10 protein-coding genes are annotated in these 12072 nt (G+C 53.5%); all 10 read left to right on the top strand.

Annotated features, from left to right (window positions below; genetic code table 11):
• The first annotated feature begins 55 nt into the window (after positions 1–55).
• Positions 56–1234: a sugar ABC transporter substrate-binding protein gene (locus tag ACRQU7_RS15700; protein WP_444641694.1), complete on the top strand. Its 1179-nt coding sequence runs from the start codon at positions 56–58 to the stop codon at positions 1232–1234.
• A gap of 79 nt (positions 1235–1313) precedes the next feature.
• Positions 1314–2702 (top strand): sugar ABC transporter ATP-binding protein, encoded by a 1389-nt coding sequence (locus ACRQU7_RS15695; RefSeq protein ID WP_444641693.1) that lies wholly within the window; start codon positions 1314–1316, stop codon positions 2700–2702.
• Positions 2590–3699, top strand: coding sequence for a thiamine pyrophosphate-binding protein (locus ACRQU7_RS15690; protein ID WP_444645613.1), 1110 nt, complete (start codon positions 2590–2592; stop codon positions 3697–3699). Before ACRQU7_RS15695 ends, ACRQU7_RS15690 begins: the two co-directional genes overlap by 113 nt.
• Before the next feature lie 16 nt (positions 3700–3715).
• Positions 3716–4621, top strand: coding sequence for a CoA transferase subunit A (locus ACRQU7_RS15685; protein ID WP_038325672.1), 906 nt, complete (start codon positions 3716–3718; stop codon positions 4619–4621).
• Complete coding sequence (locus ACRQU7_RS15680; RefSeq protein WP_038325671.1) at positions 4618–5439, top strand: CoA-transferase subunit beta; 822 nt, start codon at positions 4618–4620, stop codon at positions 5437–5439. Before ACRQU7_RS15685 ends, ACRQU7_RS15680 begins: the two co-directional genes overlap by 4 nt.
• 13 nt (positions 5440–5452) lie before the next feature.
• A complete protein-coding gene (locus ACRQU7_RS15675) occupies positions 5453–6640 on the top strand; it encodes a CaiB/BaiF CoA transferase family protein (protein WP_444641692.1) in 1188 nt (395 codons plus the stop codon).
• 38 nt (positions 6641–6678) lie between these two features.
• Positions 6679–7797, top strand: a complete 1119-nt coding sequence (locus ACRQU7_RS15670; protein ID WP_444641691.1) for a 4-hydroxybutyrate dehydrogenase — start codon at positions 6679–6681, stop codon at positions 7795–7797.
• Positions 7798–7824: 27 nt separating this feature from the next.
• The gene (locus ACRQU7_RS15665; RefSeq protein ID WP_444645611.1) at positions 7825–9267 is read left to right on the top strand and encodes a 4-hydroxyphenylacetate 3-hydroxylase family protein; all 1443 of its coding nucleotides are present in this window, start codon (positions 7825–7827) and stop codon (positions 9265–9267) included.
• 106 nt (positions 9268–9373) lie between these two features.
• Positions 9374–10675 carry an acetyl-CoA hydrolase/transferase family protein gene (locus ACRQU7_RS15660; protein WP_444641690.1) on the top strand — a complete coding sequence of 434 codons (1302 nt, stop codon included), beginning with the start codon at positions 9374–9376 and terminating at the stop codon, positions 10673–10675.
• Between the two features lie 132 nt (positions 10676–10807).
• The gene (locus tag ACRQU7_RS15655; protein WP_444641689.1) at positions 10808–11992 is read left to right on the top strand and encodes an acetyl-CoA C-acetyltransferase; all 1185 of its coding nucleotides are present in this window, start codon (positions 10808–10810) and stop codon (positions 11990–11992) included.
• Positions 11993–12072 lie beyond the last annotated feature (80 nt).

The raw sequence follows: 12072 nt of genomic DNA, 5'->3' as shown, positions 1-12072 counted from the left end.
GGTAAACGAGATTTTGAGACGTATTGAAAAGAAAGAATTTTTGGGAGGTTTATTCATGAAAAAAAGAATCTTAGCGATCCTTACTTGTATGGCAATTTTATTTTCCCTGTCCACCGGCTGCAGCTCCAATCAGGCAGCTTCAGAGGATGCCGCCGCTTCCCAGCCGGCCGCTTCCGACACTCAGAGCAAAGCCGAGACCCCGAAATTTGATTTCAGCTCCGTTCCCGTTCAAAAGCAGGATCCCAACTTCAAAAACGGGGCAGTACTCTATTCGGATCTCAGCAAAGTGCTGGGCTCCATTTCCGTTCCCGATAAAGAAGTAAAAATCGGATTTATTATGAAATCTCTTGAAAATGAATACTGGTCCATGATGGCCAACGGCATCAGAGAGGAAATCGACCGCATGAAGGCCGCGGGCTGCAATGTCACCGTCGACATCCGTTCCGGCCAGACCGACCAGGATCAGGAAGGCCAGCTTTCCATCATGAGAGACATGATCAACAAAAAATACGACTGCATTATCGCGTTCCCCATCTCCGACGCGAACCTGGTTCCCGGAATTGAGGACGCTCAGAAGGCGGGTATCCCGATCGTGACCGGTTCCGTCGCTTATGACGACGAACCCCACGTCCCCTACTACATAGGCCTGAGCTCTTACGAGTCCGGCAGACAGGTAGCGGAAGCGTTCTCCAAGAAGATCGGCGCCGAGGGCGGCGAGGTCTCCATCATTATGGGTATCCCGAACAACCCGTCCGCCCGTGACCGCACCGCCGGCTTCAAGGCATGGATCGACGAAAATCCGGAGTGCAAGCTGAAGATCGTTGATACACAGAACGCCGACTGGGACAGAATGAAAGCAAAGGACATCGCGGATATTCAGATCAAAAAATACCCCAACCTGAAAGCAATCTTCTGCAATAACGACGTAATGGCTCTCGGCGCGGTGGAGTCCGTAAAAGCCGCCGATAAGCTGGGGAAAATCTATGTAGCAGGCACGGACGGAACCAACGAGGCAATCAAGTCGATCAAGGAAGGCGAGCTCACCCTGACCGCCGGCCAGTTCTCCTACTATCTGGGCAAAATGGCTCTCGATATCGCTTTCAGAGCAATGGACGGCATTGTTCTTCCGGAGCGCATCTGGGGCTCCATCGGAATCATCGACAGCAGCAACGCGGATCAGAATATGGGAGAGGTTATCAACTGGAAAGATCTGGATTACCAAGTGCAGAAATAAGCAATTGATTCTGTGAATAGCAGGGGACAGAGACACGGCACCCTGTCCCCCGATTTCACAAAGGAGGAAAAAGCATACTATGGCAAATGACAATTACATTGAATTCAAGCATGTTTCCAAGTCCTTTCCAGGCTGCAAAGCACTTGATGACGTCAGCTTTACCATAAAAAAAGGGGAAATCCATGCTTTGCTCGGAGAGAACGGCGCCGGAAAGAGTACGCTGCTCAACATCCTGCACGGCGTTTTCCAGCCCACTGAGGGCGAAGTGTTTATCGACGGAGAAAAGGTGAACTTCAATCTGGCCTATGACGCGATCAAATACGGAATCGTTAAGGTGCATCAGGAAGTCAACATGGTTGCGGACATGACCGTCGCCCAGAATATCATGCTCGGCAGCGAGCCGAAAAAGCACGGCCTGCTCGACTGGAAAAAGATGAACCGGCAGGCACAGGAGCTTCTCGATAAGGTTCAGGCAGATATGAAGCCGACGGACAAAATCAGAAGTCTGAGCGTCGGGCAGATGCAGGTTCTGCAAATTGCAAAAGCGCTTTTCCTGGACGCGAAAATCGTGTCCTTCGACGAACCCACGGCTTCTCTCAGCAGCAGAGAAACAGAAATCCTTTTCAATATCATGCATGAAATGCAGGACAAGGGCATTACCATTCTCTATGTTTCTCACAGGCTGGATGAGGTTTTCAAAATGACCCAGCGTGCGACCGTGCTGCGCGATGGAAAATACATCAACACCTTTAACACACAGGATATGACAAAAGAAGAACTGATCCGCAGCATGGTCGGGCGTGACGTGTCCATGTTTGCAAGACGGATGAAGCCCCGCTGTGTCCAGAGCGGCGACACGGTCCTTGAGGTAAAAAATCTTTCGGTGAACAACATATTTGAAAACATTAATTTCAAGCTGAACAAGGGTGAAATACTGGGCTTTTACGGACTGGTCGGCGCCAAGAGGACCGACGTCATGCGTGCGATTTTCGGTGCTGATAAAATCAGCGACGGAGAAATCGCTATCAACGGTAAAAAGGTAAATAATTCATCTCCCGCCGTGGCAATCAGCAACGGGGTGGGACTGATTCCAGAAAATAGAAAAACAGAGGGTTTTATCAGGGAATTCAGCAATTCCGACAACATTGCGCTTCCGGCGCTGGACCATTTCAAGACGCGCGGCCTGCAGGACTTTGGAAAGAAGAAGAAGAACGGCATAAAATACGCGGATATGGTCAACTTAAAGCCCCGCGATCCAGACTTTAAAACCTTCGATCTTTCCGGCGGAAACCAGCAGAAGGTCGTTCTTGCAAAAGTACGAATACAAGGATCCCAAATCCTACTGTTTCCAGCCCATTGTTCCCCCAAATCAGGAGAACCTGACCAAGGCGGCAGACTTCCTCGCAAAAACCGCGAAGGTCTGTATCCTGTGCGGCAACGGCGTAAAGCTGTCCCACGCTTCCGATAAGGTGCTAAAGCTGGCTGAAAAGCTGAACGCTCCCATGGTCACCACTTTTAACGGTATCGGCAGCGTTCCGACCACCCATCCGCTGGTTTACGGCGCAAGGACAAGACACGGCAGCGCCTTTACAAAATCCATTCTGGAAAGTGCCAATTCCGTTCTGGTTCTTGGTTCCAGCATGAGTGCGGTCGGCACGAATAGATGGGGCTTAAAGCTGAACAATATTATCCAGGTGGATTTTGATTCCAAGAACATCGGCCGCCATTATCCGGTAGAGTGCGGCATCGTCGGCGATATCGGACTGACGATCGACGCGCTGCTCAATACCCTTCCTTCCGCCTCAGAGGAAAATAAGAAGATCAGCAGCGAGTGGGTCACAGGGATCGACAAAGACTTCGATGCATGGAAGAAGAAGGTCTATTCCGGTTCAATCAATGATTCCAAAGCAGTTCCCGCCCCTCCGGTCGCTGTGATGAGGGAGCTGTCGGAGCTTTTAAAGGAGGACGAAATCGTCTGTATCGACGCCGGTAATCCGGGCGCCTGGTCACATCTGCTTACCCTGAAGGAAAAAGTCAGCTATATGAAGCCCGTCAACTACGGCAACATGGCTTTTGCGGTACCGGCCGGTATGGCGAGCAGCCTGGCCGAGCCCGGCAGAGAAGTCATCTCAATTCTGGGCGACGGCTCCATGGGCATGTGTCTCGGCGAACTGGAAAGTGTTGCGCGCTCCGGATCCAAACAGATCGTCATCGTTCTGAACGACGGCGCGTACGGGAATATCCGTCAGGAAGAAAATTTCAAGTTCGGCCCCCGTTACACCGGCGTGGATCTGACACAGCTCGACTTCGCGGAGATCGCGAGAAATGCGGGCATGGGTGGAGAAACCATTCAGAAAGCAGAAGACCTGAAGGCGGCGATCGAGCGTGCCAGAGAGCATGAGGGCAACTATCTGATCAATATCCTTTTTGACGGCAGCTATTCCGTCTGGCCGGAAGCATTTTAAGAAAAGAGGCAGTAAAATGCAGGAAAGAAGAACAAAGCTGGTTCCTATTGCAGAAGCCATAGCCAAAATTCCGGATGGAGCAAAAGTGGCGATAGGAGGTTCGCTGATCCGAAAAGCCCCCATGGCGCTTATTCGTGAAATTGTTCGCCAGAAAAAGAAGGACCTTACCCTTTATTCCTGGAGCGCGGGAATGGACTTCGATATGCTGATCGGCGCGGGCTGCGTTAAGGAAGCATGGTCGTCCTATGTAGGAATGTTCAACGTCGGCATGGCGAAAAACTTTCGCCGCGCCGTCGAAAAGCACCGGATTCGCTTCGTGGATATGAGCGAAACCTGCGGAATGGATAAATTCCGTGCGGCGGCCTTCGGCCTGCCGTTCGCCATCAGCAAAACGCCGCTGAATTCCGGCCTGCTCAAAAATCCCGAGTTCAAAGAGATCATCTGTCCGTTTACCGGTGAAAAACTGATTGCGATGGAGGCATTCCATCCCGACTTTGCCATTGTGCATGCCCACAGGGCCGACAAATACGGCAACGTTCAGTTTGACACCGTCCGCATGATGGACAACGAGATGGATCTGTATATTGCAAGGTGCGCCGGGAAGTCGATTCTGTCGGTGGAGGAGATTGTTCCGGAGGAAGAGATTATCCGTACCCCCACCATGACTATGCTGCCGAAGCTGTATGTTGACAGCGTCTGCTGCGCGCCCTGCGGCGCACATCCCAATTCCTGCGATACCCGTTATGATTTCGATCTGGAGCATTCCCATCTTTATCAGGAATGTTCTGAAACGGAAGAAGGGTTCCAAAAATATCTGGACGAATATGTTTACGGAACGAAGGATGAAGAAGAGTACCTCAAAAAGGTCGGCGGGCTGGAATCGCTTCGGAACAGATTGGGGCATGGAGGGGAAGCAGAGTGAAGAATTATACGCTGGAAGAATTACTGACGGTAGAGGTCTCCAAAAGGATCATCGACGACGAGATGAATTTTACAGGCATCGGCACCGGCGGCAAGGCTTATATCCGGGCGTGCGGAATTCCGCTGGTCGCCGTCCGGCTGGCCCAGATGAAGCACGCGCCAAATGCGGTGTGCATGATGGGCCCGGTGCTTGACCCGCTTCTCGACAGAGATTCCGTTCCCGATTCCAACTGGGAATACGACCTGATTCAATGGCCGTGCAGAAGCCAGATTCCGCTGGAAGACGCGCTGGGACTTTTCCGTCTGGGAAAGGTCGGGCTGGCGTTTGCCTCCGGCGCTCAGGTGGACCAGTACGGCAATCTCAACATTGCCTGCATCGGCGACTATGCAAACCCGAAGGTACGCCTTCCCGGCGTGCTGGCGCAGACCGACCTTGCGGCCTTTGCCAAACGCGTGTGCATCATCGTCAACCACGAAAAACGCATTCTGGTGGAAAATGTCGACTTTGTATCGGGCGCCTCCGGACACAATAACCGCGAAGGCCTGCCCGGCGGCGGAGCCACTTATGTAATGACCAATCTTTGTATTATGGACTTCAACCCGGAAACGGGCAAAATGAGGGTCCACAGCATCCACCCCGGCGTTACAAAGGAAATGATCCGCGAAAATACTGGCTTCAATATAGAAATTCCGGACGACGTACCGTTTACTCCGGAGCCGTGCGCACAGGACCTTCGCCTGATCCGTGAGGAAATCGATCCGAAGAAAAAATTCCTCAACGCAGCGATCACCAACGAACCTGCAACGCTGGAAAACTGAGGGGGCAAAACAGATGAGCGGACCTTTACAGGGCGTGCGGGTGCTGGATTTATCAAGATATATCTCCGGTCCGTACTGCTCCATGCTTTTAGGGGACCTGGGCGCGGAAGTCATTAAGATCGAAAAGCCCGTTGTGGGGGAGGAATCCCGCACAATGGGCCCTTACGCAGGCGATGTCAGCCTGTATTTCACCCAGTACAACAAAAATAAGCGAAGCGTTACCCTGAACCTGCGCAGCGAGCAGGGACAGGAAATCCTGCGCGGACTGATTCAGCAGTCGGACGTGCTGGTCGAAAATTTCCGTCCCGGTACGCTGGACGAGATGGGCCTGACGCAGAAAGTGCTGGACGAACTGAATCCCGAGCTGGTGGTTACGTCCATTTCCGGTTTCGGCCAGGACGGTCCTTACCGCGACCGCGTGGCCTTTGACTGCATTGCGCAGGCGATGTCCGGCCTGATGAGCCTGACGGGGGAAGAGGAAGGAACCCCTCTTTTGACCGGAACATGGGTCGTCGATTTTGTTTCCGCAATCTACGCCGCGCTGGGAACCGTTTCCGCCCTTTATTCCAGAAGAAACACCGGGGAAGGGCAGCGGATCGACGTATCCCTGCTGGACTGCATTTCTTCGCTGCTGGCGACGACCGTTCCGCTTTACACGACCAGCGGCGTAGTGGAAAAACGCTGGAAGAACAGGGACAAAGTGACGGCTCCGGCCAACGCATTCAAGACCAGGGACGGATATATCTATATTCACGCGGGTACACAGCCGCTCTTTTCGCGTATTGTCAAAATCATCGGGCAGCCCGAACTGATCGACGACCCGCGGTTTGATACGGTGTCGCACAGAATGGAAAATATCGAAGCTGTGGAAAAAGCGGTGCAGAAATGGGCGCAGGAACTGACGACGGCAGAGATCGATTCTCTTCTTTCAAAGTCCGGAATTCCCGTCGCGCCGATTTCGGGCATTCCGGGCGTCGTAAACAACCCGCAGATTCAGCACAGAAAAGTGTTTGAATATATGGATTACCCTGGGGCAGGAAAAATCTCAATCAACGGCATCACGCTGAAAATGTCTAAGACGCCGGGTAAAATCGAGCTGCGTCCGCCGCTGCTGGGCGAACACAACGACGAAGTCTACAATGGCCTGCTGGGACTGAAAGCGGATGAGATTCAACGGCTGCAGGAGCAGGGTGTTATTTAGTCCTAAATATTCGCTTGGATTTTTTGGGGGGAATCATCATGAAACAATTCGCATTGAAAACGCAGATATACCGGTTTGACCGGTTTGCAGAATTTGCGAAGGATTTCGCAATCAAGGAAGACGACCTGCTGATTACGCAGCAGTTTATTTACGATCCCTTTATCAAGGCTCTCGGGTTGCCCTGCCATGTGCTTTTTCAGGAAAAATACGGCGGCGGGGAGCCGACTGACGAAATGACGGACGCCATTGTGGCAGATTTAAGCAACACCTCCTACAGCCGTGTCATCGCGGTGGGCGGAGGTACGGTCATCGACATCGGCAAGGTGCTGTCGCTGAAAAAATTCGATCGGCTGACGCAGCTGTACGACGAGCCGGAGCGGCTGGTGCGGGACAAAGAGCTGATCATCGTGCCGACTACCTGCGGAACGGGGAGCGAGGTCACCAATATTTCGATTTTCGCGCTGCTTCAGCGCGGGACCAAGATGGGAATTGCCAACGACGCCCTTTATGCCGATTACGCTGTCATGATTCCGGAGCTGATTTCCACACTGCCCTACCGCTTTTTCCTGTACAGCTCCATCGACGCGCTGGTGCATTCGCTGGAATCCTTTCTCTCGCCGAAGTCCACCGGATATACGGAGCTTTTCGCGGTGGAAGCCTTTACTACCATCCTCAATTCCTACCGGAAACTGGCCGAAAGAGGCGAGGCGGCCCGCGGCGAAATTGAAAAGGATGTGCTCATCGCCAGTAACTTCGCCGGTATTGCGTTCGGAAACAGCGGCGTGGGAGCGGTACACGCCATGTCCTATCCGCTCGGCGGCAACTATCATGTGGCGCACGGCGAGAGCAATTATCAGTTCCTCTGCGCGGTGTTCGAGGCATATTACTCCAAAAAAAGCGACGGAAAGATACAGGACCTGTGCCGGTATCTGTCCCGGCTCCTGGACTGTCCTGCCGACTCCGCAGTATTCGCGCGGCTGGATGAGCTGCTGGGCGGCCTGATCGCGAAAAAGCGGCTGCGGGAATACGGGATGAAGGAAGCGGAAATTGCCGCTTTTGCTCAGGCTGTGATCGACGGGCAGCAGCGCCTTCTTGCCAATAACTATGTTCCTCTTTCCCAAAAGGAAATAGAAGAAATCTATCGGAAACTATATTAAAAGAATGGGTGGGATTCAAACGTGTTAATGACAAAAGAACAGTATGAAGAAAGCCTCCGCAAGCTGAATCTGGAAGTTTATATGTTTGGCAAAAGAGTGGAATGTCCGGTGGACGACCCGATCATCCGCCCTTCTTTTCAGTCGGTCTGTATGACCTATGAGCTGGCGCAGGACCCCCGGTATCAGGATTTAATGCTTGCGAAATCCAATCTGACGGGGGAAACCATCAACCGATTTACACACCTTCATCAAAGCAGTGAAGATCTGGTAAAAAAGGTTAAGATGCAGCGCCTTTGCGGCCAGAAGACCGCATCATGTTTTCAGAGATGCGTCGGCATGGACGCCGCAAACGCCATTTACAGCACGACTTTTGAAATCGACGCCGCCCACGGTACCCATTATCATGAGAATTTTATAAAATACTGGAGCATGGTCCAGACCGAAGATATGGTCGTGGACGGCGCCATGACCGACACCAAAGGCGACCGCAGCCGTTCCCCAAGCCAGCAGGCAGACCCCGACCAGTACCTGCACGTTGTGGAGCGCCGCCCGGACGGTATTGTGGTGCGCGGCTGCAAGGCGCATCAGACCGGTATCGTAAATTCCCATGAAATTATCGTGATGCCTACGGTTTCCATGAAGCCGGAGGATAAGGATTACGCGGTTTCCTTCGCGATTCCCTCCGACGAGAAAGGCATTTTGATCATTTACGGCCGCCAGTCCTGCGACACCCGCAAGCTGGAAGGCGGACAGTTCGATATGGGCAACAAGAAATTCGGCGGCCACGAGGCGCTGATTATTTTCGAGGATGTCTTTATCCCGAACGACCGGGTTTTCATGGACGGAGAAACAGAATTTTCCGGCATGCTGGTGGAGCGCTTCGCGGGCTACCACCGTCAAAGCTATGGTGGGTGCAAGGTCGGCGTGGGCGATGTCCTGATTGGCGCCACAGCGCTGGCCGCGGACTATAACGGTGTGCAGAAGGCCTCCCATGTCAAGGATAAGATCATCGAGATGACGCACCTGAACGAGTCTCTTTACAGCTGCGGCATCGCCTGTTCCTGCGAAGGCTGCAAAACGGCGGCCGGCAACTATCAGATCGATATGCTGCTCGCGAATGTGTGCAAACAGAACGTGACGCGTTTCCCTTATGAAATCTGCCGTCTGGCCGAGGATATCGCGGGCGGGATCATGGTCACGATGCCCTCCGAACAGGATTTCAACGACGAAAAGCTGCATCCCTACATAGATAAATACCTGCGCGGTGTGGACAGTGTGCCGACGGAAAACAGGATGAGGATTTTACGGCTGATCGAAAACATGACTCTTGGCAGCGCGGCCGTAGGTTACCGCACCGAGTCCCTGCACGGAGCCGGTTCTCCCCAGGCGCAGAGAATCATGATCGCCCGCCAGAGCAATCTCGGTGAAAAGAAAGAGCTTGCAAAAGAAATTGCGGGCATTCAGGAATAACGGATCAGAATGAGAAACAGGCGTGGAGCAAAAACCGCGCCTGTACATTTACCGGGGAAAATACGGGGAAGCGTATGAGAAATATTACGGATAAGAAGGGCTGCAGATGAATTGGAAGGAGCTTTACCGCAATAAGCTGACTACCGCCGACGAAGCGGTCAGGCATATCGGGTCAAACAGCCGCGTGGTCATCGGCCATGCGGTCAGCGAGCCTACCGCAGTCATCAACGCGATGGTAAAAAATGCGGAGCAGTATGAAAATGTGGAAATCGTACATATGGTGTCCATGGGGCAGTCCCCGTACTGCCTGCCGGGGATGGAGAAGCATTTCCGCCACAACAGCCTGTTCCTTGGCGCCAGCACAAGACAGGCGGCGGCGGAAGGCCGGGCCGACGTAACGCCGGTGTTTTTTTCAGAAATCCCCCGGCTTTTCCGAACGACCCTGCCGGTGGATGTGGCGCTGATCCATGTTTCCGAGCCGGATCAGCACGGCTACTGCAGCTTCGGCGTGGCGGTGGATTACACCAAGCCGGCGGCGGAGTGCGCCAAAACGGTCATTGCGCAGGTCAACCGCAATATGCCGCGCACGCTGGGCGATTCCTTTATCCATGTAAGTAACATCGACTATCTTGTGGAATCGGACGACCCTATCATTGAGCTTTCTCCGCCGAAAATCGGGGAGGTCGAATGCGCCATCGGCAAAAACTGCGCTTCCCTGATTCAGGACGGCGATACGCTTCAGCTGGGGATCGGGGCTATTCCGGACGCGGTGCTGCTGTTTTTGAAAGACAAGCACGACCTCGGCATCCATTCGGAAATGTTCTCCGACGGTGTGGTGGAGCTGGTGGAAGCCGGGGTCATTACCAATAAGAAAAAGAATTTTCATCCGGGCAAAAGCGTGGTGACCTTTCTGATGGGAACCCGCCGACTGTATGATTACGTGGACAATAACCCCGAGGTGGAAATGTATCCCGTGGATTATGTCAACGACCCCTGCGTCATTGCCCGGAACGACAACCTGATCTCCATCAATTCCTGCGTACAGGTGGATTTGATGGGGCAGGTGGTTTCTACCTCCGTAGGCCTGAAGCAGATCAGCGGCGTGGGGGGACAGGTGGACTTTGTCAGGGGCGCGAACATGAGCCGGGGCGGAAAAACCATCATGGCAATGCCCTCCACCGCGGCAAAGGGGAAGGTTTCCAAAATCGTTCCGCTGATTGATGAGGGCGCCTCGGTCACCACTTCCCGCTACGACGTGAATTACGTTGTGACGGAGTACGGAATTGCGCAGCTGAAGGGAAAGACCCTGCGCGAAAGGGCCCAAGCGCTGATCACCATCGCGCACCCGGATTTCCGCCCGGAACTGGTTCAGGCGTTTGAAGAGCGTTTTCACTCCAAATTTTCATAAGACACGGGAAAGGTGTTGTGTACGCAGCATCTTTTTTGTGTTTCTCTGGACGGCGGGCATAGTCACGGTAAATAACGGAATAATGATTGACGAAAAGCTCATTTTTAGTCTTAGCAACAGGAGGAGAAACAAATGAAAAAAATCGTATTGGCAGGCGCTGTCCGTACGGCAATCGGAAAAATGGGGGGCGCGCTGACCGGAGTTCCGGCGTCGAAGCTCGGCTCCATCGTCATTGATGAGGCGTTAAAGCGGGCAAACATTTCCCCGGATAGGGTGGATGAGGTCCTGATGGGGTGCGTGCTTCAGGCCGGACTCGGCCAGAGCGTGGCGCGCCAGGCGTCTGTGAACGCCGGTATCCCGCATGACGTCCCGGCAATTACCCTGAACAACGTCTGCGGCTCCGGACTGAAAGCCGTCAACATGGCGGCCGCGCTGATCGAGGCCGGCGAGGCAGAGATTATTGTGGCCGGCGGGATGGAGAATATGTCCTCCGCCCCGTATGTGCTGAATCAGGCGCGCTTCGGCTACCGCATGAACGACGGAAAGCTGATCGACTCCATGGTAAAGGATGCCTTATGGGACGCTTTCAACGATTATCACATGGGAATCACCGCTGAAAATGTTGCCGAAAAATACGGTATTACCCGGGAAATGCAGGATGAATTTGCCGCGTTCAGCCAGCAGAAGTGCGAAAAAGCACAGTCCGAAGGGAAATTTAAGGAAGAAATTGTTCCGGTCCCGGTGAAGGTGAAAAAGGAAACCGTTCTGTTCGATACGGACGAGGGGCCCCGAGCCGGCGTTACCGCACAGAGCATTGCAAAGCTGAAACCCGCGTTTAAGCCGGATGGAACCGTCACTGCCGCAAATGCTTCCGGTATTAATGACGGCGCGGCCGCGGTGGTCGTCATGAGCGAGGAAAAAGCGAAGGAACTGGGCGTAACGCCGATGGCCGTCTGGGTCGCCGGCCAGTCCGCCGGGGTTGATCCGGCCATTATGGGCGTAGGCCCTGCATTCAGCACCAAAAAGATCATGGAGAAAACGGGCCTGACCGTGGACGACATGGATCTGATCGAAGCGAACGAGGCTTTTGCCGCGCAGTCGCTGGCAGTCGTCCGGCTGCTTGGCCTTGACCCCGCAAAAGTCAACGTCAATGGCGGCGCAATTGCGTTGGGGCATCCGGTGGGCGCTTCCGGCTGCCGAATTCTGGTTTCCCTGCTTTACGAAATGAAGCGCAGAAACTCCGTATACGGCCTTGCAACGCTCTGTGTCGGCGGCGGGATGGGGGTTTCCTCCATTGTCAGAAAATATGAGCCGTGAACCGTTAAGATAAAGAGTAAGCCACTGAAGAAAAGCATGGAAAGTCAAAAGCACGAAGAATAATCAAAATCAGAAGGCGG

The sequence above is a fragment of the Caproiciproducens puteiluti genome (genome assembly GCF_052442865.1).
Classification (GTDB): Bacteria; Bacillota; Clostridia; order Oscillospirales; family Acutalibacteraceae; genus Caproiciproducens.
Note: the sequence above shows the minus strand (reverse complement) of the source record. Positions and strands in the feature narration are given on the sequence as shown.